Source organism: Ruegeria sp. YTSA072 (assembly GCF_059610285.1).
The window spans coordinates 654,543-677,182 of record NZ_JBXWNI010000001.1; the positions used below are offsets into that span (position 1 = coordinate 654,543).

General features: G+C 56.1%; 24 protein-coding genes. 8 read left to right on the plus strand and 16 right to left on the minus strand.

Annotated features, from left to right (window positions below; translation table 11 throughout):
* Positions 1 to 6: 6 nt before the first annotated feature.
* The 4 genes from gluQRS to AC2FIB_RS03210 form a co-directional block, all read right to left on the minus strand.
* Positions 7 to 903 carry a tRNA glutamyl-Q(34) synthetase GluQRS gene (gene gluQRS / locus AC2FIB_RS03195; protein ID WP_496733199.1) on the minus strand — a complete coding sequence of 299 codons (897 nt, stop codon included), beginning with the start codon at positions 901 to 903 and terminating at the stop codon, positions 7 to 9.
* Positions 900 to 1,514 (minus strand): class I SAM-dependent DNA methyltransferase, encoded by a 615-nt coding sequence (locus tag AC2FIB_RS03200; RefSeq protein WP_496695435.1) that lies wholly within the window; start codon positions 1,512 to 1,514, stop codon positions 900 to 902. The genes gluQRS and AC2FIB_RS03200 overlap by 4 nt, the downstream gene beginning before the upstream one ends.
* Before the next feature lie 37 nt (positions 1,515 to 1,551).
* Entirely contained in the window at positions 1,552 to 2,892 is a 1,341-nt protein-coding gene (trmFO, locus tag AC2FIB_RS03205; protein ID WP_496733200.1) for a methylenetetrahydrofolate--tRNA-(uracil(54)-C(5))-methyltransferase (FADH(2)-oxidizing) TrmFO, read from the minus strand.
* 264 nt (positions 2,893 to 3,156) lie between these two features.
* Positions 3,157 to 3,942, minus strand: a complete 786-nt coding sequence (locus AC2FIB_RS03210) for an enoyl-CoA hydratase (RefSeq protein ID WP_496733201.1) — start codon at positions 3,940 to 3,942, stop codon at positions 3,157 to 3,159.
* Positions 3,943 to 4,000: 58 nt separating this feature from the next.
* On the opposite strand from AC2FIB_RS03210, the gene AC2FIB_RS03215 reads away from it, so the two are divergent.
* A complete protein-coding gene (locus AC2FIB_RS03215; RefSeq protein WP_496733202.1) occupies positions 4,001 to 4,444 on the plus strand; it encodes a PaaI family thioesterase in 444 nt (147 codons plus the stop codon).
* 58 nt (positions 4,445 to 4,502) lie between these two features.
* On the opposite strand, the gene AC2FIB_RS03220 is transcribed toward AC2FIB_RS03215, so the two are convergent.
* The gene (locus AC2FIB_RS03220; RefSeq protein ID WP_058271589.1) at positions 4,503 to 4,730 is read right to left on the minus strand and encodes a DUF1127 domain-containing protein; all 228 of its coding nucleotides are present in this window, start codon (positions 4,728 to 4,730) and stop codon (positions 4,503 to 4,505) included.
* A gap of 99 nt (positions 4,731 to 4,829) precedes the next feature.
* Between AC2FIB_RS03220 and AC2FIB_RS03225 the strand changes: the two genes are divergently transcribed.
* Positions 4,830 to 6,233 carry an aminotransferase-like domain-containing protein gene (locus AC2FIB_RS03225; protein ID WP_496841721.1) on the plus strand — a complete coding sequence of 468 codons (1,404 nt, stop codon included), beginning with the start codon at positions 4,830 to 4,832 and terminating at the stop codon, positions 6,231 to 6,233.
* Between the two features lie 4 nt (positions 6,234 to 6,237).
* Here AC2FIB_RS03225 and AC2FIB_RS03230 read toward each other — a convergent pair whose 3' ends face one another.
* On the minus strand, positions 6,238 to 6,600 hold the full coding sequence (locus tag AC2FIB_RS03230) for a nuclear transport factor 2 family protein (protein WP_496733203.1): 363 nt from the start codon (positions 6,598 to 6,600) through the stop codon (positions 6,238 to 6,240).
* 242 nt (positions 6,601 to 6,842) lie between these two features.
* On the opposite strand from AC2FIB_RS03230, the gene rplM reads away from it, so the two are divergent.
* A complete protein-coding gene (gene rplM / locus AC2FIB_RS03235) occupies positions 6,843 to 7,301 on the plus strand; it encodes a 50S ribosomal protein L13 (RefSeq protein WP_058271592.1) in 459 nt (152 codons plus the stop codon).
* A 5-nt stretch (positions 7,302 to 7,306) separates the two neighbouring features.
* Positions 7,307 to 7,792, plus strand: a complete 486-nt coding sequence (rpsI, locus tag AC2FIB_RS03240) for a 30S ribosomal protein S9 (RefSeq protein ID WP_058271904.1) — start codon at positions 7,307 to 7,309, stop codon at positions 7,790 to 7,792.
* A 73-nt stretch (positions 7,793 to 7,865) separates the two neighbouring features.
* On the opposite strand, the gene AC2FIB_RS03245 is transcribed toward rpsI, so the two are convergent.
* From AC2FIB_RS03245 to mepK, 9 genes are all read right to left on the minus strand, one after another.
* Positions 7,866 to 9,026, minus strand: a complete 1,161-nt coding sequence (locus tag AC2FIB_RS03245) for an ABC transporter substrate-binding protein (protein ID WP_496733204.1) — start codon at positions 9,024 to 9,026, stop codon at positions 7,866 to 7,868.
* A 30-nt stretch (positions 9,027 to 9,056) separates the two neighbouring features.
* Complete coding sequence (locus AC2FIB_RS03250; RefSeq protein WP_496841722.1) at positions 9,057 to 10,943, minus strand: AMP-dependent synthetase/ligase; 1,887 nt, start codon at positions 10,941 to 10,943, stop codon at positions 9,057 to 9,059.
* A gap of 5 nt (positions 10,944 to 10,948) precedes the next feature.
* The gene (locus tag AC2FIB_RS03255) at positions 10,949 to 11,722 is read right to left on the minus strand and encodes an ABC transporter ATP-binding protein (protein WP_496733206.1); all 774 of its coding nucleotides are present in this window, start codon (positions 11,720 to 11,722) and stop codon (positions 10,949 to 10,951) included.
* Positions 11,719 to 12,483 carry an ABC transporter ATP-binding protein gene (locus tag AC2FIB_RS03260; RefSeq protein ID WP_496733207.1) on the minus strand — a complete coding sequence of 255 codons (765 nt, stop codon included), beginning with the start codon at positions 12,481 to 12,483 and terminating at the stop codon, positions 11,719 to 11,721. The genes AC2FIB_RS03255 and AC2FIB_RS03260 overlap by 4 nt, the downstream gene beginning before the upstream one ends.
* Entirely contained in the window at positions 12,480 to 13,577 is a 1,098-nt protein-coding gene (locus AC2FIB_RS03265; protein WP_496733208.1) for a branched-chain amino acid ABC transporter permease, read from the minus strand. The genes AC2FIB_RS03260 and AC2FIB_RS03265 overlap by 4 nt, the downstream gene beginning before the upstream one ends.
* Positions 13,578 to 13,580: 3 nt before the next feature.
* Positions 13,581 to 14,456 carry a branched-chain amino acid ABC transporter permease gene (locus AC2FIB_RS03270; protein ID WP_058277918.1) on the minus strand — a complete coding sequence of 292 codons (876 nt, stop codon included), beginning with the start codon at positions 14,454 to 14,456 and terminating at the stop codon, positions 13,581 to 13,583.
* 75 nt (positions 14,457 to 14,531) lie between these two features.
* Positions 14,532 to 15,563, minus strand: a complete 1,032-nt coding sequence (locus AC2FIB_RS03275; protein WP_496733209.1) for an alcohol dehydrogenase catalytic domain-containing protein — start codon at positions 15,561 to 15,563, stop codon at positions 14,532 to 14,534.
* Between the two features lie 183 nt (positions 15,564 to 15,746).
* Positions 15,747 to 16,241 (minus strand): hypothetical protein, encoded by a 495-nt coding sequence (locus tag AC2FIB_RS03280; RefSeq protein WP_496841723.1) that lies wholly within the window; start codon positions 16,239 to 16,241, stop codon positions 15,747 to 15,749.
* A 434-nt stretch (positions 16,242 to 16,675) separates the two neighbouring features.
* Positions 16,676 to 17,245, minus strand: a complete 570-nt coding sequence (gene mepK / locus AC2FIB_RS03285) for a peptidoglycan L,D-endopeptidase MepK (protein ID WP_113790634.1) — start codon at positions 17,243 to 17,245, stop codon at positions 16,676 to 16,678.
* A gap of 354 nt (positions 17,246 to 17,599) precedes the next feature.
* Here mepK and AC2FIB_RS03290 point away from each other — a divergent pair, with 354 nt between their 5' ends.
* Genes AC2FIB_RS03290 through AC2FIB_RS03305 form a run of 4 tightly spaced genes read left to right on the plus strand, consistent with a single transcriptional unit; the run spans position 17,600 to position 21,840 of the window.
* Positions 17,600 to 19,204, plus strand: a complete 1,605-nt coding sequence (locus AC2FIB_RS03290; RefSeq protein WP_496733210.1) for a L,D-transpeptidase family protein — start codon at positions 17,600 to 17,602, stop codon at positions 19,202 to 19,204.
* Between the two features lie 36 nt (positions 19,205 to 19,240).
* Entirely contained in the window at positions 19,241 to 20,332 is a 1,092-nt protein-coding gene (gene lpxD / locus AC2FIB_RS03295; protein ID WP_496733211.1) for a UDP-3-O-(3-hydroxymyristoyl)glucosamine N-acyltransferase, read from the plus strand.
* A gap of 32 nt (positions 20,333 to 20,364) precedes the next feature.
* Entirely contained in the window at positions 20,365 to 20,622 is a 258-nt protein-coding gene (locus tag AC2FIB_RS03300) for an acyl carrier protein (protein ID WP_058271604.1), read from the plus strand.
* A gap of 9 nt (positions 20,623 to 20,631) precedes the next feature.
* Entirely contained in the window at positions 20,632 to 21,840 is a 1,209-nt protein-coding gene (locus AC2FIB_RS03305; RefSeq protein WP_496733212.1) for a beta-ketoacyl-[acyl-carrier-protein] synthase family protein, read from the plus strand.
* 63 nt (positions 21,841 to 21,903) lie between these two features.
* On the opposite strand, the gene AC2FIB_RS03310 is transcribed toward AC2FIB_RS03305, so the two are convergent.
* On the minus strand, positions 21,904 to 22,512 hold the full coding sequence (locus AC2FIB_RS03310; RefSeq protein ID WP_109311523.1) for an invasion associated locus B family protein: 609 nt from the start codon (positions 22,510 to 22,512) through the stop codon (positions 21,904 to 21,906).
* Positions 22,513 to 22,640: the final 128 nt, after the last annotated feature.

Below are 22,640 nucleotides of genomic sequence, written 5' to 3' on the forward strand. Positions count from 1 at the left end.
GGTCGGTCACAGCCCGACCATGGCCCGAACCTGATCCACGGTAACTCCATCACCACGATACTTGGCGATGGCGCGCGCGTCGTCGCGTTTGGCCAAGCGTTTGCCTGCATCATCTCGGATCAGTTTATGATGGTGATAGACAGGTGTCGGTAAACCTAGCAGGGCCTGCAACAGAACATGGATACGCGTCGCCTCGAATAGGTCCTGGCCGCGTACGACGTGAGACACGCCCTGTTCCGCATCATCCAGAACGACGGATAGATGATAGGACGTTCCCATATCGCGCCGGGACAATACCACGTCTCCGATTGTGTCCCGTAACTCATCAGCAGTGAAAGTGACGGGCCCCGTTTCCCCTTCCGGACCCGCGCCTGTTTCTTCGAAAACCGCGGTTTTTCCAAACGGTTGAGCGGCAGTCCTAAGCAGATCTGGAACTACACCTGCAGCCATTTCAATGTCCAGTCGAAGGGGCAAATCTTGTGGAATCGGGCCCGATCGCACTGAAACATGCCTGCACGTGCCCGGATAAATGATCCCATCCGGCCCATGCAGAGGAACTCCTTCCTGCGGCGCTCCGGCGGCGGCGGCAATGTCCCGACGGTTGCAGGTACAAGGGTACAATAGACCTTGGGACCACAAAGTTTTCAGCGCCTTTTCATAAATCGACACACGAGACGATTGCCGCATCACGGGTTCTGGCCAGGTCAATCCAAGCCAGGTCAAATCGTCATAAATCTGCTCTTCCCAATTTACCCGGCAGCGGGAGCGGTCGATGTCTTCGATCCGCAGCAAAAATTGACCGCCTTCAGCGGCGGCCATATCACTGGCAAGAAGTGCAGAATAGGCATGGCCAAGATGAAGCGGCCCCGTAGGAGATGGGGCAAATCTGGTTATGAATGTCACGTCTTTTCAACAACATATACGTCAGATTTAAGGTCCATCCCGGGAAGATGCGGCCCGTATTCCCGAAACAACAACCGCGCAGCGCCCATGTCCAGCCAATCGTTCAAACGGGTGGTGAAGGACGGGTCGTCAAGTGTGTGATCGTTGAAGGAAAAGGCCAGTAAGCCACCTCTGGGTAGCGCCTTCATCAAAAGGTCGAATGTCTCTGGCGGGGCGGCGCCGGTTCCGATCACGCCAATCGCTGTGATTGCCTTATAGGCATCTTGCTCAAGCGGTTCCGGATCGGTGATCTCAAACGTCGTGAGGTTTCTGTAAACCCCCTTGGCGGCCGCCCCTTCAAGCATCTTTGGTGTGGGATCCACACCATCGATCACCTGAAATCCCGTATCGTGCAGGGCTTTGCCGGACAGACCCGTGCCACAACCGTAATCCAGAACAGGCGTCTGCGGTTCGGGCATCTGAGACCAAAGTGCCTCGGCCACGCGGCCAGGCGTGGCGTAGCCATGTGACCCCACTTCGGCGTCGTATGACGAGGCCCACTTCTGATAGTGCGTACGGGTCGCTTCGGGCGTATCAAGCCCGTAGGCGTCTTTGAGGTATTTGTCGCTCATACCCGTATGTTAGGCCGGTAGGGTGCAATGCGTCCAGTCAGCAATGCGCCAGCCAGTCTGTCCATTCCGTCTTGGCCCGGTCGGTGTAGGCCTTGTACCGGTCCTTACGGCCCCGGCGCCCCCCTTTGAGGCCATCAACCGGGCGAAACAGACCAAAGTTGACGTTCATGGGTTGAAAGGTCTTGGCTTCGGCCCCGCCGGTGATGTGGTGTATCAACGCGCCCATGGCACTGTCCTGCGGGATCTCGGGCAGGGAACGCCCCAGGATCTCGGCAGCAGCCAGCCGCCCAGCCAACAAGCCCATTGCAGCGCTTTCCACATACCCCTCGACGCCGGTGATCTGGCCGGCAAACCGAATATTCGGTTTTGATTTCAGCCGCATCTGCGCGTCCAGCAATGTCGGAGAGTTGATGAACGTGTTGCGATGAATCCCGCCCAGGCGCGCGAAACTGGCGTTCTCAAGCCCCGGGATCATGCGAAACACGTCGGTCTGAGCGCCGTATTTCATCTTGGTCTGAAAACCGACGATGTTGAATAGCGTTCCAAGCGCATTGTCGCGGCGCAGTTGCACAACGGCATGAGGTTTGACGTCAGGCTGATGCGAATTGGTCAGGCCGACCGGTTTCATCGGACCGTGACGCAGCGTCTCGCGGCCCCGTTCCGCCATAACCTCGATGGGTAGGCAGCCGTCAAAATACCCGGCAGTTTCACCTTCGTGAAATTCGGTTTTGTCAGCGGATAGCAGGGCGTCAATGAAGGCCTCGTACTGATCGCGGTCCATGGGACAGTTCAGGTAGGCCGTCCGCTCCTCTTCGGTTTCACCCTTGTCATAACGTGACTGCATCCACGCCTGGCTCATGTCGATACTGTCTGCATAGACAATGGGCGCGATCGCGTCGAAGAACGCCAGAGCCTCAGCACCTGTCTGAGCCCTGATCGACTCGCCCAGCGACGAGGATGTCAGCGGACCCGTCGCAATGATCCAGTGGCCGTCGTCGGGCAGGGCGGTGACTTCTTCGCCCGTCACCTCAACTCGCGGATGGGCCTGCAGCTTGGCGGTTACTGCTTCGGCAAACGGATCACGATCCACGGCCAATGCGCCACCGGCGGGCAAGCGATGCGTATCGGCGGTGGTCATGATGATCCCGTTGGCTGCGCGCATTTCCCAATGCAGCAGACCGACGGCATTTTGTTCGTCGTCATCCGAGCGGAAGGAGTTCGAGCACACCATCTCGGCCAGATTGCCGGTCTGGTGCGCAAAAGTGCCCACTTTGGGCCGCATTTCGTGGATTACAACGTCCACGCCCATTTCCGCTGCTTGCCAGGCCGCCTCGGATCCTGCCATGCCGCCGCCAACTATATGCAATTTCTGTGTCATGAGGTGCCACATAGGGCACAGCATCGCGCAACGCAACACACGCAAGATTTCGCGTTGATTAGCTAGTAATTTAAGGAGGGTACTTGGGGTCGCCGCAGCGGGAATGTCAGCGCCGGTGAGAGAAACCAGCTTGGAGGGACCTTCCGCCTACAGCGACCCAAAAGCGTATTTGGGCCTAAGCCATGTCTCAGCTTTGCCACAGTGTGGCCCTTTTGAAAAGGACTAAATTGCGAACAGTCGCGAAAATTAACTTAAATAATCTCGTTATTGTTCCCAATTTGGCGATCTTTTTTCGATAAATGCAGATATTCCTTCTTCGGTATCCCGATGCATCATATTCTGCGCCATTACCTCTCCGGTATAGGCGTAGGCCTGTTCGATCGGCATATCCAATTGCTTGTAATAGGCCTGTTTGCCCACTTTGACCGCCGACCCAAGCTTGTCTGCCAGTTGTTCGGCCAGCGCCATCGTTTCATGTTCCAACAACATTTCGGGTACGGCGCGATTGATCAGGCCCAGCTCTGTCGCGCGTTCTGCGGAGATGAACGCGCCTGTCGTCAACATCTCAAATGCCTGTTTCCGGGGGATATTCCGGCTGAGGGCCACCATAGGGGTCGAGCAAAACAACCCGATATTGACCCCGTTTACACCAAAGCGCGTGCCTTCGGCTGCAATCGCAAGATCACAAGTGGCCACCAGTTGGCAGCCGGCGGCCGTGGCGATGCCGTGGACTTGCGCGATCACGGGTTGGGGCAGGGATTGAATCGACAGCATCATTTTGGCGCACTGCGCGAACAAGTCCTGGAAGTAGGCTTTTCCCCCATCTTCGCTCTGACGTCCGGCTGTCATTTGTTTAAGATCGTGACCTGCGCAAAACGCTTTGCCTTCGCCGGACAGGATCACGGCGCGAATGCTCGAGTCGTTACTTAAGGCGTCGAATTCAGCCTGAAGTGCTGCCAGCATCTCTTCGCTCAGGGCATTCAGGCGCTCTGGCGCGTTCATTTTCAACCGGGCAACGCCGTTCATGTCGTTACGTTCCAGAATTCCCATCTTGCTCTCCGATCTGATGTCGGGCCAACTCTAGGGTGGCAATTCGAGGAGGGGAAGTATGTCGTTGGTTTTGAACCGCGAACAACTGTCAGATTATCTGGTCGAGGTTTTTCCACAGGTCGAGAAGGACTTTGTCATCGACAGCCTGGATGAAAACTCAATCACCATGCGGCTGAAGGTCGGAGACAGGCATCTGCGGCCAGGGGGGACAGTTTCAGGCCCGTCGATGTTCGGTCTGGCCGATGTCAGCGTCTATGCAATGATCCTTGCATTGAAAGGACGTCAGTCGCTGGCGGTGACGACGGGGTGTTCGATGGATTTCATGCGCAAACCCGATGGGGCCAACGATATGATCGCGCGCTGCAGCTTGCTAAAACTGGGCAAGACGCTTGCGGTAGGCGATGTTCTGATGTTCTCGGAAGGCTCAGACCAACCCGTGGCGCGGGCTACGATGACCTATTCATTGCCACCGGCGGGGTCTGCAGCTGCGGCATTTGGATAAAAAAGGGCCGGGTATGAAACCCGGCCTAGGAAGAGGTCCCGATAGGGACTGGGGATAATTAATACTGCCAGAAATAGCGTTTGATCTCGCGGTCGGCCGCAGGGCGGGTCAGGCCGACATCTTTAAGCATGCGATCATCCAGCTTTGACAGGTTAATTCTGCTGCGGCGCTGTCGTTCCCACTGTGTGACAGTCGCCGCAAACCGCACGGCCAGCGCGGCGATCATCGGCAGCCGAGGGCTATCGTTCAGCAGCATGAGGGCGGGGTTGTGCATATGGCGTGTCATCTTGGGTATCCTTTCAAATTGTATTGACACAATGTACTAATGTTCGGTACATATGTGTGATACATTCGGGATTGTGTCAAAAGCAAAGGAAGAATTGTAATGGATACAATTTGGCCAGAGGCGTTACCAAAATCCAAAGGTCCCAAGTACACACTGGTCGCCGATACAATACGAAAAGCGATTGAGAACAAAGCACTGGAGGTAGGGTCCAAGCTGCCTCCGGTCCGGGAACTTGCGTATCGGTTACAAATCACGCCTGGCACGGTTGCCCGGGCATATACGATTCTGACGGAAGAAGGCTTGCTACAAGCCGAGGTCGGGCGTGGTACATTTGTCGCCCCTCCGAATTCACCTTTGCTGGACGATGTGTGGGCAAGGCAACTTCACCTGCGCGACGACAAGTACAACGCCGATGTCAGCCTGTTCAGCCCCAGATTACCGGATGTGGGGCAGGTGGCATTGATCAGGGAATGTCTTAAGAAAGTGTCCCAAGCCGATCCGCGTTTGCTGATGAATTACCCGACACGCGATGCGTACCAACCCATGCGGCAGGCGGTCGTTGAATGGCTCTCAGATCTGCCGCTTGGCGCAGTGACCCATGATGATGTGGTTCTGACGCATGGTGGGCAAAATGGTCTTTGCCTTGTGTTTCAGACGATCCTGCGCGGCCCCAAACCGGTCGTTCTGGTTGAAGATCTGTCGTATGCCGGTTTCCGTCGGGCAGGTGAGTTGATGCGGGCCGAGGTTGTCGGCGTGAAAATGGACAAGTGGGGCATTGACCCTCAGGCTATGGATCACATTTTGCGTCAGACCCAGGCGCAAGCAGTTTGCGTCTCGCCCGAGGTGCAAAACCCAACCGGTACACATACGCCGCTGGAACGTCGAAAAGAGGTTGTGGAAGTCGCCCGCCGCCATGATTTGCAGATCATTGAAGACGATTGCTATCGAATGGGGGACGCACGCGAGCCCAGCTATCGCGCTTTGGCACCTGAACGGGGTTGGCATGTTTCGTCGATCTCAAAGATCCTGACGCCAGCCCTGCGGGTCGGGTTCGCCATCGCCCCGCGCGAACGCAGCGTCGATCTTCGGCGCTCAGCCGAATACGGCTATTTCGGTTTGGCACAACCGCTTGCAGAACTGACCCGGCTGTTGCTGTCTGATCCACGGACACGGCAGATCGCCAGGGACGTCCGTGCCCGGATGGGCGATTATGTCCGGGTGACGGTCAATGCGCTTGGCGGCTTTGATCTGAACTGGGCGCCGGACGTGCCGTTTGTCTGGCTGAACCTACCGTCGGGTTGGCGTGCCGCCGCATTCAGCCGTGCTGCTGAACGCGAAGGCATTCAGTTACGGTCTGCCGACGAGTTCGCGCTGCGGGACGGGCGTGCCCCCAACGCCGTACGCATTGCGATGAATGGGCACGTGTCGTTGGAGCGGTTCGAGGCCGCAATGCAGCGCCTGCGTGCACTTTTGGATAATCCGCCGGAACAGATCAGCGTCTAGGCCCCTAGCTCAATGGGGCGGGGTCACCAAAGAACCCGGCCAGATGTGAAATCTTGCCTTGTTCATCCAATCGAACGAAATCGTGGCCGGTCACCATTACGGTGCCGTCGGGGTCAACCATATGCCAAGTAAAGTGGACGACATCGTGATGATTGTTGGGGTTGCTGGTCAGCTCAACCCGCCCGCCGGAGCTTTGGAGGACTTCCCCGATATGATCGCACAGGTTTGAGCGTCCGCTCACTTCTGCCGTCGGGTCTACATAGACGCCATCCGTGGCGAAACACTTGGTTAATAGGTCAAGGCGTTGACCTTGGTCCGCCTGTTGCCAGGCCGCCCCGTAATTGGCGATGGTTTGCTGCCAATCCATTCTCTGGCCACTCCTTTTTTGATCGCTGGTCTACGATAGTATATCTGGTTGGGGATATTTGCGAAAATTGATGGCGATTTTATGGGGTAAAATAATACCTATTTCATAATGTGCTGTAATTGCTATATTATTTTTGTTTTCACGTTCTTGACGCGCCGCTAGGGTGCATCTAAATACGCAACATCGAATTCGGGCCGCTCCGCATGTGAGCGGTCTTTCACATCAAACAGGACTATCCTGCCATGAAAACCTTTTCTGCAACACCTGCAGACATCGACAAGAAATGGATCCTGATCGACGCCGAGGGCGTTGTTCTGGGTCGTCTTGCTTCGATCGTCGCCATGCGTCTGCGTGGCAAGCACAAAGCGTCGTTCACCCCGAACATGGACATGGGCGACAATGTCATCGTGATTAACGCTGACAAAATCCAGATGACCGGCAAGAAGCGCGAAGAAAACTTCTACTGGCACACTGGCCACCCGGGCGGCATCAAGTCGCGCACCAAGCAGCAGATCCTTGAAGGCAAGCACCCCGAGCGTGTTGTGACCCAAGCGGTCAAGCGCATGCTGCCTGGCAACCGCCTGTCGCGTCAGGTTATGACCAATCTGCGTGTTTATGCCGGTGCTGAGCACCCGCATGAAGCCCAGTCGCCCGAAGTTCTGGATGTTGCATCCATGAACAAGAAAAACACCCGGAGCTAATGACCATGGCTGATCAGATCAATACTCTCGAAGAGCTGAGCGCCGTTGCAGGCGTTGAGGTTGTGGCCGAAGAAGTCATCGTACGTGAACCCGTACGTGATGAGCTGGGTCGTTCTTATGCCACCGGCAAGCGTAAAGACGCTGTTGCCCGCGTTTGGATCAAGCCGGGTTCCGGCAAGGTCACCGTGAACGGCAAGGATCAGGACAAGTACTTCGCTCGTCCCGTTCTGCAGCTGATCCTGCGCCAGCCGTTCCAGGTTGCCGGTGTTGAAGGTGAGTTCGACGTTGTTGCAACCGTCAAGGGCGGTGGCCTGACCGGTCAGGCCGGTGCGGTCAAGCACGGCATCTCGAAAGCGCTGCAACTGTACGATCCCAGCCTGCGTGGCGCTCTGAAAGCCGCTGGCTTCCTGACCCGCGACAGCCGCGTTGTGGAACGTAAGAAATACGGTAAGCGCAAAGCGCGTCGTTCGTTCCAGTTCTCGAAGCGTTAATTCGCTGCCGAGTGAACAAAATCAAAGGGCTCGCATTCGCGAGCCCTTTTTCGTTTGAGATGTCGGTTGGACGCTATTCTTCGTACACCATCTTCCAGGCACCGTTTTCGACAACATTCACATAGACTGAGTCAGCCCCCTGATGGTCATCAGGTCCAAAAGTCATGTGGTTGCCAACCAGTTCATCCTGATAGTCCAGCGTTTCCATCGCTGCGATAAAGCTTTCATGCGTCAGATCGGGGCCAGCAGCCTCAAGCGCTTTGACCATCGTTTCGGCCGCAGAATATCCCAGCATGGCAAATCCCACGGGGTCTTCACCGGTTGCCGCTTTATATTCTTCGATAAAAGCGGCAGGGGCGGGGTCTTCTGCGCGGGACCACAGATCCTGCCAGGATGCGGCGGCATAGAAACCGTCAGTCACACCGCCCGGCACTTGCGCAACGACGGTCAGGAAGCTGGCCGAGGTGCCAAGGAACTTCATATCTGCAAGGCCCATCTTTTTGGCCGTGCCAACAACGGTAATGGCCTGACGTACGCCCAGAGCGATCGTTACGATATCGCAGCCTTCTTCCTTTAACTTGCTGAGTGAGCCCACGAAATCCGTTTCATCCGGTTTGTGCGTGGTCTCAGCGACGAAAGCGATCCCGGCTTCTTCGGCACCGGCCTTGGTGCCTTCGACGATTTCCTCACCAAAATCGGTTGGCAGATACATCGAACACACAGACTGACCACCAAATTGCTCAGCGAGATATTTCACACCGACACGGCTTTGGTCAAAATATGTGGAAAAGGCCGTGAACTTGTTGTCCATCGGCTCCTGTAACATCTGCCGTGCAGCAGACAAAGGGGCAACATTGGGAATACCTTTTGGATCCAATAGCTTGAACCCCGCGACATTCATCGGCGTTCCCAGCGACTGCAGCATTGCGAACACCTTGTCGCGGTTCAGCAGCTTGTTATAGCCCTGCATCGCACGCGGCATCTGATACCCATTGTCCTCGACAACATAGCGGATCGTCCGCCCGTGTATGCCACCATTAGCGTTCACGCGGTCAAACACCACATTTGCGCCCTTGGTCGCCGGAACACCGACGGCTGCGAAGATACCGCTCAGGTCATTGACCGACCCGATAATGATCTCATCATCCGTGACACCCTGTGTCTGTGCATTGGCAAGGGTCGCCGAAGCCGTCAAGGCGGTGGCCGCCGCCAGCCGCATGATCACATTCTTCATCTTTCTCCTCCCTTTGGGTTATCTCTTTTTCTAATCGTACATGTCTTCAATAAGATGACTGTGTTTCTTTTCGACAAAACTGCGTTTCAACTTCATCGTTGCAGTCAGTTCGTCGTCATCGGCTGTCAAAAGCACATCAATCAGGCGAAAATCCTTGATCTGTTCTACCCGCGCGAAATCCTTGTTCACGGCATCGATTTCCGCCTGAATCTGATCTTTGACTTCGGAGGCGGCACATAAGGACGCAAAATTCGAGAATGGAATCTTCCGGTCTTGTGCAAATTTCTCAACGTTTTCCTGATCAATCATGATTAGCGCGGTCAGGAACTTTCGCTTGTCACCGATTATCACCGCGTCCGCGATATAGTGGCTGAATTTCATTCGGCTTTCGATCTCGGCAGGGGTGATATTCTTGCCCCCGGCAGTGATGATGATATCTTTCATGCGCCCCGAAATGGTGACGTAGCCGTCGTCATCGATATGCCCCAAGTCGCCGGTTCGCAGCCAGCCATCGGCGGTGAACGTCTCGGCCGTTTTAGCGTTGTTGCGCCAATATCCTTGAAACATATTAAGGCCTTTTAGCTGAATCTCACCGTCTTCGGATATCCGGATATCATTTCCGGGCACAGCGCGTCCGATGGTTCCGACCTTATTGCTTTCAATGGTGTTTAGCGTCGCCAGACCCGAGGTCTCGGTCATCCCGAACCCCTCGACCAACGGCACGCCAATTGCCCAGTACCATTTCAGCAAGTCCGTTGAAATCGGAGCCGCGCCTGAACCTCCGCGCCGCATCTTGTCCATACCCAGCATGCGGCGCAAGTTGCGCAGTACCAGCCGGTCCCACACCCAGAATTGCGCGGCGACACCGGCCGGGACGGGTTTGCCGGCCAGAATGTACTCGGCCCGCGCAAGCCCTGCCTTCAGGGCCATGCCAAAGGCTGCGCGGCCCGTGGGCGTCGCATCCTGCGTCATGATCTGAACGTAGGAATAAATCTTCTCCCAAACACGCGGAACAGCGGTGAAGGTCGAGGGTGAGATCTCTTGCAAGTTCGCAAACACGGTCTCCGGGCTTTCAGCAAAATTTACGATGCATTTGGCAGCAAGTGGGAAGTAGATGGATACATCACGCTCTAGAATATGGCACAGCGGTAGAAAGCACAGCTGTTCGTCCGTCTCTAAGGCAGGCAACGCATGTGCCCCACATTCTATTGCCGCAAGGATGTTCTCATGGCTCAGCATCGCGCCTTTCGGCATTCCCGTGGTGCCCGAGGTGTAGATCAACAGCGCGGTATCCTGCGGCGACGCCAGCGCGATTTCGGCCTCGAAACGGTCGGGTTCTACAGCCTCGGCTTGTTGGCCCAGCGTATACAGCGCGTCGATCATCATGCAGCGCGCATGATCTAGATCGTGCAGCCCCTCATCGTCAAGAATGATGACATTCAGCAGCCCGGGAACCTCGTCTTCGACCTGCAGAAATTTGTCCAGTTGCTCTTCATTCTCGACGATCAGAAATCGGCTGTCACTGTCATTGACGAGATATTTCAATTGGCTGGCAGAATCGGTGGTGTAGACGCCCGATGCGATGCCTCCAACGGCCTGAATGCCCATGTCGAACCAGGCCCATTCTTTTCTATCCTCGGACAGTATCGAGACAACCTCGCCCCGTTGCAGTCCCAATTTGCGCAGGGCCAGCCCAATCCACTTGGCGTGCTGCCAATAGTCCGTCCAGGAATATGACCTCCAGATGCCAAGGTCCTTTTCGCGGTGCGCCGTTCGATCACCAAGCTCAGTGCAGCGGTTCCGAAACAGCTCGCAAATCGTGGTGCTTCCATCGACACAAACCGGGCGTTGGCCGGGGGTTGCGTTCAGGCGAACGCCGTTGACTGTGATCTGAGGGGGCAGGGTGCTGATATTCATCTGTCTCACCTCCACGTCTTTTTCCGCTTCCAACGGCGGTTTTCCCGCGCGCCTTCTTCCTGAACGCCCAGATAGAAATTCTGGATGTCCTCTGACCGCATCAGAACATCTGCAGCGCCGTCCATGACGATGCGTCCGACCTCCATCACATAGCCATGGTGGGCCAGTTCCAGGGCGGCGTTGGCGTTCTGTTCGACCAGCATCATGGTCATGCTCTGTTCGTCATTCAGTCGTTTGAGGATGCCAAAAATTTCCTGAACCAGCAGCGGTGACAAACCAAGCGAGGGTTCATCCAACAGCATGATCTTTGGGCTGGCCATCAACCCACGGCCAATCGCCAACATCTGCTGCTGTCCGCCGGACAAGGTTCCTGCCTCTTGATTGCGACGTTCCTTGAGGATCGGAAAGTATGAGAACACCAGATCCCGATCGTGATCGATCTGACCCTTGTCCTTCAGGGTATAGGCCCCAAGGCTGAGGTTTTCGTCGACCGTCAGCAGTGGAAACACCTCACGCCCTTCGGGCACATGAACGATGCCTTTCTGCACGACCTTATGTGGCTCGGACCCCTGAATTTCGTCGCCTTCAAACGTGATCTTGCCCTTTTCCGGATCCATCACGCCAGAAACGGTTTTCATCAGCGTGGTCTTGCCCGCGCCATTGGCGCCAAGGATCGATACAATTTGGCCCTGATGAACATCCAGAGAAACACCCCGGATCGCCATGATCGGACCATAAAAACTTTCGATGTTGCGGATTGTCAGGATGGGCTCGCTCATGAGGCTTTCCCCAAATAGGCCTCGACCACCGCCGGGTGCGACTGAACCTCAGCAGGTGTTCCCAGCGCCAGTTTTGCGCCGTCCGCCATTGCCAGAACGCGATCCGAGACGCCGGAAACCAGCCCCATATCATGTTCGACCATCAGTACCGTGATCCCCATCTGCCGCCGGATATCGTCAATCCACCAGCGCATGTCCGTTGTTTCTTCGACTGACAGACCCGAGGCCGGTTCGTCCAACAACAAAAGCTTGGGATCGGTGGCCAGTGCGCGGGCCACCTCGACCACCTTACGCACGCCGTAGGGCAGGCCCGAGATCATTTTGTCCCGAAACGCCTGCAGGTCGAGGAAGTCGATAATCTCTTCGACCCTTTCACGGTTCTCCAGTTCCTGTCGTCGTGCGGATGGCAGAAACAACACCTCGGACAGCATGTTGGTTTTGCGGTGGCGGTGCCGTCCGACAAGCAGGTTCTGCAAGACCGTCGCATGCTCGAAGAGTTCGATGTTCTGAAATGTCCGCGCCACACCATATGCAGCAACGCCGGACGGTTTGGCCTTAAGCAAGTCGTGCCCGTCGTAACGGATTTTGCCTGCGTAAGGGTCGTAGAAACGCGAGATCAGGTTGAAGACCGTGGACTTCCCTGCACCATTAGGGCCAACGATGGCGAAAACCTCGCCTTCCTCGACTTCGAAAGACAGATCATTGACCGCTGTCAGCCCGCCGAATTTCAGAGTGACGTTTTCGAACTCAAGAAGGCTCATCTCAGGCGCTCCGTCTTGAGGTAGGACTTTTGCCGCTTGAACATGTCCTTGCGATAGAAGGGAAACAGCTCGAACCACGTGCGAATTTTCAGCCAGCGCCCGTACAGGCCCATCGGTTCAAACAGGATGAAGGCGATCAGGATCATACCGAAGATACCGAACTCCAACCCCGGGATGGCGACGGTATTGCCACCAAACACTGCGCCCACGTACTCCTTTGATATCGACAGGAACTGGGGCAGGAACCCGATCACGATTGCTCCAAGGAACGCGCCGTGGATGGATCCCAGACCACCGATCACGATCATCATCAGTAGCTGGATTGAGATCAGGACGCTGAACGTCTCATTGTTGAATGCACCCGAGAACATGCCCATCAACGCGCCCGCCCATCCGCTGACCGCGCAGGACAGCGCGAACGAGATCATCTTGGTCCGGGCAATGTCCACGCCCATGGCCTGTGCCGACACTTCAGAATCCCGAACAGCGATAAAGCTACGCCCCAAAGGCGCGCGCAACAGGTTGATGTAGCCAAGCGTCACCAGCACCGCCACGCCTAGGACTAGCCAGAAAAATTGAACCGGAGTGCCCCATCGGTCGACGAGAAACCCGAAAATCTCAACGCCGCCCAGGTATTTACCCGCGACCCCGCCTGTGATCGGCTCGGCCAGAACGATGACGTCATCCATCAGGATGGACAGGGCCATTGTGAAGATCGCAAGATAAATGCCGTGCAGTCGCAGGGCAGGGATGGCAACCGTCACTCCGGCCAACCCGGTCAGAATACCAGCCAAGGGGAAGGCAATCAGGAACGGCACGCCAGCTTCAAGAAGAATGACGTTGGCGTAGCATCCAAAGGCCAAAAACGCGGCATGACCTAGGCTGACTTGCCCTGTGTGACCCGTCAGGATCATCAACCCCAGGCCCGCGATGGCCCAGATCAGCACGTTTGTTAGTTCACCCAGGTAGAAGTCGTCCAGCCACCACGGAGCGGCGGCGACAATCGCCAGCAAGATCAAGTACAGGCAAAGCTGATACGCGTCCTTCCAAGGTCGGATATCCTGCATGTAGTTGGTTTTGAACACAATCCGCATGACTTAGACCTTCTTGACCCGAACCTGACTGAACAGCCCGTTTGGGCGAAAGATCAGCACCGCCAGCAGCAGCGCATAAGGCGCGATCTGACTGTACCCTGCCGCGATGTAGCGGCTGGCAAAGGGTTCAATCACGCCGACGATCAGCCCGCCAGCCAATGCCCCCGGAAGGCTTCCAAAGCCACCGATTACGGCTGCGGCGAAGGCCTTGATGCCGAGTAAACCGGTGGTTGGATCGACAGACCCCTTGGCCGCGAACAAGATGCCTGCAATCCCCGCGACAACCCCCGCCAGAGCCCAGATAAAGCCCTGCACACGCTTCACCGGTATTCCCATGTAATACGCCGCCAACTGGTTCTGCGACGCGCCCTGCATCGCAAGACCCAGCTTGGTTCGACTGAAGAAAACATACAGCCCCCAGGTCAGCAAGATGGTCACGACGATGACGGCGACGTCCTCCATCCCCAGCACCAGCCCGCCAAAGCGGACTTCCTTGCCGGCCAACGGGTTTTGAAGCGTCTGCGGCTCGTGCCCCCAGATCAACCCGGCTGCGAACCGGATTACGAAACCCAAAGCGATGGTCAGGATAACAACTGCCGTTTGGCTTTCTCCAAACAAACGCCGGATGATCAGGCGATCAAGCAAGTAGCCCAACGCGCCCATGATCCCCAATGAAATCGGTAAGGCCATCCAGAAGGGCAGCCCCATATACTCCGTATTCGTAAGCCCGATCGTCACGAAGGCGCCCAACATCATGAAGTCGCCCTGCGCGAAATTCACTGCCTCGGTGGCCTTGTAAATCAGCACAAAGCCAAGCGCGATCAGGCCGTAGACACAGCCATTCGCCAGCCCGCTGATCAGCAGCTGTGCGTTATCCAAGTTTGTCCTCCCATGCCGGTTGGCCCGGCGTTCCTTACGCCCCGGACATCCTCCTTCGTCCGGGGCTTTGTTCTACTATGGCGTGATAATCACCTTCCCGTCACTCTTTTTCAGAGCATTGGCCAGATTTGCCACCACATCGCGCAAGCCAAGCCGTTCAGAAACATCCGTTTTCCAGCGTCCGTCAGCAAACCGGGCCTGTACTTCTCCAACAACTCTCATCTGGTCCGCCGGAGGCGTTGACGTCATCCACTTGGTCAACCAGAACCCCTCGATCCGCTTGCCCATAAAGATCAACTGACCGGTCTGTGTCAGTTTTGGCAATTCGGGGCTGAGCTTGCCGTAGACGACCCACCGTGCACCGTTGGGCATTGAACAGAAAATCTGCTCGGAAACCTGATCCGTCACGGCATCCAGAAAGACACGTGGTTTTAGTTCCATGCTGAGCGCTGCGAATTTCTGTATCATGTCCGGGTCGGACGTGACCAAGACCTCATGAGCGCCAAGTTCCTTCAAGGATTCAACTGCCTCGGTCCGACGCACGATTGCGATGGGTTTCAGTCCCAAATCGCGCCCCAATGAGCACATGAGTTTGCCCAACTGGCTGGTGGCCGCCGAAACGACAAAAGCATCGCCCGCACCCCGCGCGATGTCCACCATGGCCATCGCCGTCATGGGATTGATGACCTGGGCGGAACCATCTTCGTCTGAGATATCGGGTCGCAGTGGGATACACATCAGCGCCTGCGTCACGACATACTCCGCCCACGCCCCGGAACCAGCCGCCACAAAGGCAACCCTTTGTCCCTGCAACGCTTCGGCACCGGTGCCGGTGGCCACCACGTCGCCACAGCCTTCGAACCCGGCGGGCGTGCCTTTGACACGCGGTTGCCCGTATTCTCCCTTGATAAAGTGGAGATCGGATGGATTCACCGACGCCGTCCGTAATTTGATCAGCACCTGACCGGGACCAGGTTCGGGCACGGGAAGCTCGGCCTCGGCCAGCCAATCGGCGGCATCCTCGATAAAAGGACCTGTGGCCGATCCGGAATAGCCGTCATGGGTTTGAATGACGGCGAACATGTTTGGGGGGGGCAGGGTGGTCATTATGTCTCCTATCTCCTGTGCGGACACAGCACAGAACAGGTCTGCTGCAAGTGGTGTTGCGTTGGATTTAGGGGCAGCCAATCAAACGGGTGCTGAGACGTCAATCAGAGTTGCGCCTGACGTAACGGGAATGCGCGCCCGGTAAAGAAAAAGGGCCGCTCAAAATAGAACGGCCCCCAGAAATTATTGTTGTCCAGTCAGAAGCGTGCGCAGCTCTTCGATCTTTTGAGCAATCAACTGAGGGGATGCCTTGATTTCATCCAGGATACCCAAGGCTTTTGTTTTCAGGTCCTGTGACAACTGGCTATCCTGAACCGAAGCTACCATGGCGTCATAATCAAAATTCTGGACGGAAAGCGTACCTTCTTCGATCCAGGAATTCAGCAAGTCTTGCCCCTGATTAGCGAGGGACGCGACCTGATCTCCGACCTGGTCGGCCAGATCGGTGGCCGCCTGTCCGGCTTGTTCGGCCGCTTCGGTGGCCTGGTCCGCAATGGAAGATGCGGCTTCGCTCGCCTGTTCGGTGGCGGCATCCACGGCATCATTTACGGCCGCACCAGCGTCCTGGGCTGCCGATTGCAGGCTTTCGGCTGGCGTGGGTTCGGGTTGATTGAGGTAATAGTAAGCTCCGGCGCCAAGTCCGGCGACGATAACAGCTAATATGAGAGTACGCGACATGGGGTTCTCCTTGAAATATGTGTCGCTTAGATGAAGTTAAATTATCAGTGATCAAAGGGGAATTCCCAGAAATTCATTTCAATTCGGGGGTTTGAGCCAGCCTGCGCCGATCTGATGGAACCAGGTGGCAATAACACGCCGTCATGCGGACAGCACGGCAGGTGAGCTTGATTACTTGTCTAAAACCGAGGCGGGTTTGAACCCGTAAGTACAGAGGCAGCGCGGATCGCTTTTGAACCTGCGATGATCTGATCGTCGCTTTCAATCGGCAAACGTTGTCGCCACCATCCCCTGGAACCCCTCAAACGCTGGCGTCATTGCTCGGATTGAAGCCGTTCGTGCGATCCGATTTCCGGGCAAAAAAATGTGATCCATACGCCTAAAGACAAAGAGAGCCCAAGGGCGCTCGTCGTTGAAAACAGTTTGGGCGCCTTTTAGCCGCCCCAGCTGCGAACCTCGCCGCAATCCATATGGACAAAGTTCGAGCGGTGATACTTGCCGACACCGCCAGCGCGACAGGACATGGCTGCTTTGGCCATCTGGGATACGGAACGGGAGGACAGGCGCAAGTCTGCAGCCTGGCCTTTCATGTGCAGCGAGTTCTTGGCCACACGACGCGAACGAGACCGCAGCATTGCATTGGTTTGGGGGGAACGGTAGCCGGACAAAAGAGTGTAGGGCTCATTCACGTCCAGAAGATTATGAGAGGCTGCCATGATGTCGATGGTGCGCAGATCCATGGATTTGGCCTGATCAGTACGCCAGTCGCGCATGAAGTGGTTCACTTCTTTAACAGCGTCCTTGATGTATTTTCCGTCAACCCAATATATCATATCAAGCCGTTCGCCCGTGCGGCCCGAATACATACGGATACGACGAATATCGCCGCCACCGCGCAAAAAACCTGCTGCATTGGAATAAGTCGGTGCTGCTACAACTGCTGTTGCAGCGAATGCGCCCAATAGGGCACGCCGGGTCAAGCCCGATGTACTGCTCGTGGTCATTTCGTTTCGTCCCGTACTGTTCCTGCCTGCACACGATGTTACGCGCACGATCTTAATTTTTACCCATCCCAGATGCGGGATTTATGACACAGTACGAAATGCCAGCCAAGAAATCTTTCACATTCATCTTTTCAAGGGGGAATTTTCGGCGATTTTTTGCGCAGGTGATGCAAATCGGTATAGTATTGAGGCAATTAGGCGTTGGCGCAACGCAGCCGATGCAAACGCGCATCAGGCTCGGATGGATGCTTTGGATTGATGTATTTGTGAATGGACAAAACGTCCAGCTGAAAACCATATTCATTCGGAACGCGCCTCAGAACGCGCAAAGTATTGAATAATCAAGGTCATCCCATGCGAGCACTTTATCGGTTGCCTAAAAGTCTTATCTTCGCCGCTTGCATTACGGCGTCTGCCTCTGTGGCAAGTGCCCAGTCTGCACCCGGAACGGCATTTCAAATGGCTGTGGCCGAGTTTGCGCCTGCAGGTTCAGGTCTGGCAGAATTCTATCGTACCAACGCCTTTGCCCCAATATGGGTGGGCGACACGCCTGAGCATGAAACGCGCAGAGCGCGGTTGATAAAGGCGTTATCTTCCACAAACCTGCATGGCTTGCCCGAAGGGGGCTTTGACGTTCAGTCGATCGTATCAAAAATGCAGGACGCCAGATCGCTGCGGGATTTGGGTGCGGTTGAAATCGAATTAAGCAAGGCGTTTGTCAGCTATGCAAGTGATCTGTATTCAGGCGCATTGCGTCCTGCGCAGATTGATGATGGGCTGGTCCGCACAGTGTCGCGTCGGTCGGCCAATGACCATTTGCAGGGCCTACTTACTGCGGAGGGTGACGCGTATTTCGATCTGCTTGCACCGCAATCCACCCAGTACCGCGCGTTGATGAAACAGAAGATCGCGCTTGAGGCATTGGTCAACCAAGGCGGTTGGGGTGCTGGTGTGCCTGTGGGTAAGTTGGAATATGGCGATACCGGACCTAATGTAATTAAGCTTCGTAACCGTCTGATTACAATGGGGTATCTAAGCCCGACCGCAAGTCCCGAATTCGATGAGGCAATGCTGACTGCTGTTAAAGACTTCCAGCAGGCGCACGGTCTGGCCACCGATGGTGTCGCCGGTGAGGGCACGATCACCGAGCTTAACCGCACGGCGTCCGAGCGTTTGAAGGCCGTTTATGTTGCACTGGAACGCGAACGCTGGTTGCCGCGTGAACGGGGTGAGCGGCACATTCTGGTCAACCAGGCCGACTTTTCAGCTAAGATCGTGGACGATGGCCGGGTTACCTTTGAAACCCGCGCCGTGATTGGCAAGAACGTGCATGACCGTCGCAGCCCGGAGTTTTCGGACGAGATGGAGCATATGGTCATCAACCCCAGTTGGTATGTGCCGCGCTCGATCATCACCAAGGAATATCTGCCAAAACTGCAGTCAAATCCGAACGCCGTTGGCCACATCCAGATCACGGATCGCAGTGGTCGTCTGGTTAATCGGGGCGCGGTTGATTTCACCCAGTTTAACACCAGAAACTTCCCGTTTGCCATGCGTCAGCCCCCCAGCAAAAGCAACGCGCTGGGGCTGGTAAAGTTCATGTTCCCCAATAAGTACAACATCTATCTGCATGATACGCCTCAGAAATCTCTGTTTGCACGTGAGACGCGAGCGTTCTCGCACGGGTGTATCCGGTTGGCGCAACCCTTCGAGTTTGCCTATGCGCTTTTGGCCAAACAGGAAGAGGACCCAAAGGCGTTTTTCCACCGGATATTGGCGTCTGGAAAGGAAACGACTGTCCCGCTGGAACAGCATGTTCCGGTTCATCTGATCTATCGCACCGCCTATGTCGGTCCGAAAGGTGAGGTTCAGTACCGCCGCGATGTCTATGACCGGGACCGGAAAATCTGGGACGCTCTGCAGAAAGCAGGGGTAGCCCTGCCGGACGTTCAGGGGTAATCACCGGGGGCAGGTCCTTAATTCGGGAAGCCCGTCATGCAGTACACTATTCAGCAAATCGCCGAAGCCTTGGGCGCGGACTGTCAGGGTGAACTTGGCCTTGTTATAGAGCGCGCCGCAGAACCGGTCGATGCCGGGCCGTCTGACCTGGCAATGGCGATGTCGCCGAAATACGCGGACGCGCTTAGCACGGGTGCCGCCCGCGCCGCCGTTTTGTGGGAAGGTGCGGATTGGCAGGCTCTGGGGCTGGAGGCCGCGATTTTTGTGCCGCGTCCACGCATGGCGATGGCAGGTATCACGGCAATGCTGGATCGCGGGCAGGGAGTTCGGCCGGGCATTCACCCCTCTGCCGTAATCGACACAACGGCGGAGATAGGCGAGGGTGCCTCGATCGGTCCTTTGGCGGTTGTTGGTGCCGGTGCGCGTATCGGTAAGAATGCGGTCATCGGCCCGCATTGCGTGATCGGTCTGGATGCCGTTTTGGGCGACGACGCATTTCTGCGCGAGATGGTGAGTATCGGAGCAAGGGCTCAGATCGGTGATCGTTTTATTGCGCAACCCGGCGCTAGGATCGGCAGTGACGGTTTTAGCTTTGTGACGCCCGAGGTATCAGGCGTGGAAAACGCCCGCAAATCCATGGGCGATCAGGGTGAAGCCCGGGCGCAGAGCTGGCTCCGTATTCATTCTTTGGGTGCCGTTGAGATTGGCGATGATGTCGAAGTCGGTGCGAATTGCACCATTGACAATGGAACCATTAGGAATACACGCATCGGCGATGGCTCCAAGCTCGATAATCAGGTTCATATCGGGCACAACACACGTGTTGGGCAGGATTGCCTGTTATGCGGGCAATCCGGTGTGTCCGGATCCGTTGAAATTGGAAACAACGTTGTTTTGGGCGGGCAGACTGGAGTGTCCGACAATATCTTTGTCGGCGACGGTGTGATTGCGGGCGGGGGCTCAAAAATCCTATCCAACGTTCCCAAAGGGCGTGTGGTTATGGGGTATCCGGCCATCAGAATGGAAACGCATACAGACATTTACAAAGCACAGCGCCGGCTGCCGAGATTGGCACGTGACGTTGAGGCGCTGAAAAAGGCTGTTTCCAAACAGCCTCCGAGCGATTAAATCAACCACAACATGATAATTAGAGGATCGACATGAGCATCAGCGACCGCGTCATCGCAATCATTGCAGAGCAGGCCGTGCTGGAGCCGTCGGATGTGACACCCGAAAGCACGCTCGAAGATCTGGGTATCGACAGCCTTGGACTGGTCGAGAGCATTTTTGCCATCGAGGAAGAGTTCGATATCTCGATTCCGTTCAACGCAAACGAGCCGAGCGCGAGCGACTTTGACATCTCGAACGTCGCGGCCATCATCACCGGCATCCAAAAGCTGGTGTCGGAAAAGGTCTGACATAATCCTATGAAACGCGTCGTTATCACCGGGGCCGGTACTATCAATTCACTGGGCCATTCGGTGCCTGATACGTTAGAGGCTATGCGCGAAGGGCGCTGCGGTATCTCTGCGCTTGAATTTCGCGATGTTGAAAGACTGGCCATTCAGATTGGTGGTCAGGTCCGCGGGTTCGAGGCTGAGGGGCGGTTTAATCGCCAGCAAATGACGCTGTATGATCGGTTCACTCAATTCACGCTGACGGCGGCCAAGGAAGCGATTGATCAATCCGGGATCGAATTCCACGGAGATATTGCCGCCCGCTCCGGCGTTGTGTTGGGAACCGCTGGCGGCGGCGTTTCGACTTGGGATGACAACTACCGTTCCGTTTACGAGGATGGCAAAAACCGGGTGCACCCGTTTGTCGTTCCCAAGCTGATGAACAATGCAGCGGCCAGCCACGTCTCGATGGAGCATAATCTCAAAGGGCCAAGTTTTACGGTGTCGACGGCCTGTGCCTCGTCCAACCACGCAATGGCGCTGGCGTTCCAGATGGTACGCAGCGGTGCTGCTCCGGCGATGCTGACCGGTGGGTCAGAGTCGATGTTGTGTTTTGGTGGTGTTAAAGCCTGGGAAGGGCTGCGTGTCATGTCCAAGGACGCCTGCCGCCCGTTCAGCGCGAATCGCAATGGCATGGTTCAGGGCGAAGGCGCAGGTGTCTTCGTGTTCGAAGAATTCGAGCACGCCCGCGCCCGTGGGGCTGATATCCTGTGTGAGGTTGTGGGTTTTGCGATGTCGTCAGATGCGTCGGACATTGTCATGCCCAGCAAACAGGGCGCTGCGCGTGCCATGTCGGGCGCGCTTGCGGATGCAGGGTTAAGCGCGGACAGTGTTGGATATATCAACGCGCATGGAACCGGCACCGCGGCCAATGATAAGACGGAATGCGCGGCCGTGGCCGGTGTTTTTGGCCCCCATGCAGACGAGCTGATGATTTCTTCGACCAAGTCGATGCACGGCCACCTTATCGGTGGCACCGGCGCGGTCGAACTGCTGGCCTGTATCATGGCACTGCGGGATGGGGTGATCGCTCCGACCATCGGCTATGAAGAGCCGGACCCCGAATGCGCGCTGGATGTCGTGCCAAACGAAGCCCGCGAGGCGAAAGTGGACGTAGCACTTAGCAACGCCTTTGCTTTTGGCGGGCTGAATGCGGTAATTGCCTTAAAACGCATTTAAAATCTGATTTCAAACAAAGAAGCCGCCGGTAAATCCCGACGGCTTCTTTAGTTTAGCGAAACCTCAGTTCTGCAGAACTTTCAAGCCTTCAAAACCTGCTGTAAAGCCTGACAGCGATACTTCAAGTTGCAGCAGTTGGTTTGGTGCGAGAACTGACACAAGCGACAAGGTCGCTTTGGTTCCGACCTTCATTGCCTCCACGTCGCCCTCGGTAAAGCCCATCTGCGCGACACAGCCAACGGGGTTACAGTGGTGATAGTCATAGCGCTTGCCCGGAGCACCATCGATCGAAAGCGCCAGCTGCGCCTGTAGCATCGTTTCTAGCGGGACAACCACAGTTGCTCCGGCAACCGCGGCCACGCCTTCGGGCAGTTTTTCCAGAGTGATTTCCGCGATCGGCTGGCCTTGCTCGCCAGTCAGGATCTGACGCATCGCGCAGGGGTCTTCGTCGGCATCGGTCTTGATGCACAGGATCGCCCAGTCGCCTTTTTCTTCCTTGACGTATTGTTCGCCGTTACGCGGACCGGTTTCACCCAGGTCCAGATCGTTGCCGATCTGAGTTTGCGAGGTCTGGGGTTGTTGTTCAGTTTCCTGCGTCGTTTCCTGAGCGTATGCGACTCCGCACCACAACGAAGCGGTCACCAGGCTGACTGAAAGGGTGTTCTTGATCATGATTGCCTCGGTCTTATGTTGGACTTTTTCACTCGTCTATCACCCTTGTCCCACACTGTCAGGGGCTAAGGTGGGTCATTTCAACATGTGAACGGTTTTTCGCCGGGTTATCGGAAATCTAGCGCTAC

What these genes read in the sequence shown, in the direction of transcription:
- AC2FIB_RS03220 (WP_058271589.1), bottom strand. Translation starts at nt 4,730, where the DNA reads ATGACACGCCATATGCACAACCCCGCCCTCATGCTGCTGAACGATAGC.
- AC2FIB_RS03250 (WP_496841722.1), bottom strand. Translation starts at nt 10,943, where the DNA reads ATGAATATCAGCACCCTGCCCCCTCAGATCACAGTCAACGGCGTTCGC.
- mepK (WP_113790634.1), bottom strand. Translation starts at nt 17,245, where the DNA reads ATGACCACGAGCAGTACATCGGGCTTGACCCGGCGTGCCCTATTGGGC.
- AC2FIB_RS03280 (WP_496841723.1), bottom strand. Translation starts at nt 16,241, where the DNA reads ATGTCGCGTACTCTCATATTAGCTGTTATCGTCGCCGGACTTGGCGCC.
- rplM (WP_058271592.1), top strand. Translation starts at nt 6,843, where the DNA reads ATGAAAACCTTTTCTGCAACACCTGCAGACATCGACAAGAAATGGATC.
- AC2FIB_RS03255 (WP_496733206.1), bottom strand. Translation starts at nt 11,722, where the DNA reads ATGAGCGAGCCCATCCTGACAATCCGCAACATCGAAAGTTTTTATGGT.
- AC2FIB_RS03200 (WP_496695435.1), bottom strand. Translation starts at nt 1,514, where the DNA reads ATGAGCGACAAATACCTCAAAGACGCCTACGGGCTTGATACGCCCGAA.
- trmFO (WP_496733200.1), bottom strand. Translation starts at nt 2,892, where the DNA reads ATGACACAGAAATTGCATATAGTTGGCGGCGGCATGGCAGGATCCGAG.
- AC2FIB_RS03300 (WP_058271604.1), top strand. Translation starts at nt 20,365, where the DNA reads ATGAGCATCAGCGACCGCGTCATCGCAATCATTGCAGAGCAGGCCGTG.
- AC2FIB_RS03215 (WP_496733202.1), top strand. Translation starts at nt 4,001, where the DNA reads ATGTCGTTGGTTTTGAACCGCGAACAACTGTCAGATTATCTGGTCGAG.
- AC2FIB_RS03245 (WP_496733204.1), bottom strand. Translation starts at nt 9,026, where the DNA reads ATGAAGAATGTGATCATGCGGCTGGCGGCGGCCACCGCCTTGACGGCT.
- AC2FIB_RS03225 (WP_496841721.1), top strand. Translation starts at nt 4,830, where the DNA reads ATGGATACAATTTGGCCAGAGGCGTTACCAAAATCCAAAGGTCCCAAG.
- AC2FIB_RS03275 (WP_496733209.1), bottom strand. Translation starts at nt 15,563, where the DNA reads ATGACCACCCTGCCCCCCCCAAACATGTTCGCCGTCATTCAAACCCAT.
- AC2FIB_RS03265 (WP_496733208.1), bottom strand. Translation starts at nt 13,577, where the DNA reads ATGCGGATTGTGTTCAAAACCAACTACATGCAGGATATCCGACCTTGG.
- AC2FIB_RS03260 (WP_496733207.1), bottom strand. Translation starts at nt 12,483, where the DNA reads ATGAGCCTTCTTGAGTTCGAAAACGTCACTCTGAAATTCGGCGGGCTG.
- AC2FIB_RS03305 (WP_496733212.1), top strand. Translation starts at nt 20,632, where the DNA reads ATGAAACGCGTCGTTATCACCGGGGCCGGTACTATCAATTCACTGGGC.
- AC2FIB_RS03210 (WP_496733201.1), bottom strand. Translation starts at nt 3,942, where the DNA reads ATGGGAATTCTGGAACGTAACGACATGAACGGCGTTGCCCGGTTGAAA.
- lpxD (WP_496733211.1), top strand. Translation starts at nt 19,241, where the DNA reads ATGCAGTACACTATTCAGCAAATCGCCGAAGCCTTGGGCGCGGACTGT.
- rpsI (WP_058271904.1), top strand. Translation starts at nt 7,307, where the DNA reads ATGGCTGATCAGATCAATACTCTCGAAGAGCTGAGCGCCGTTGCAGGC.
- AC2FIB_RS03230 (WP_496733203.1), bottom strand. Translation starts at nt 6,600, where the DNA reads ATGGATTGGCAGCAAACCATCGCCAATTACGGGGCGGCCTGGCAACAG.
- AC2FIB_RS03290 (WP_496733210.1), top strand. Translation starts at nt 17,600, where the DNA reads ATGCGAGCACTTTATCGGTTGCCTAAAAGTCTTATCTTCGCCGCTTGC.
- AC2FIB_RS03310 (WP_109311523.1), bottom strand. Translation starts at nt 22,512, where the DNA reads ATGATCAAGAACACCCTTTCAGTCAGCCTGGTGACCGCTTCGTTGTGG.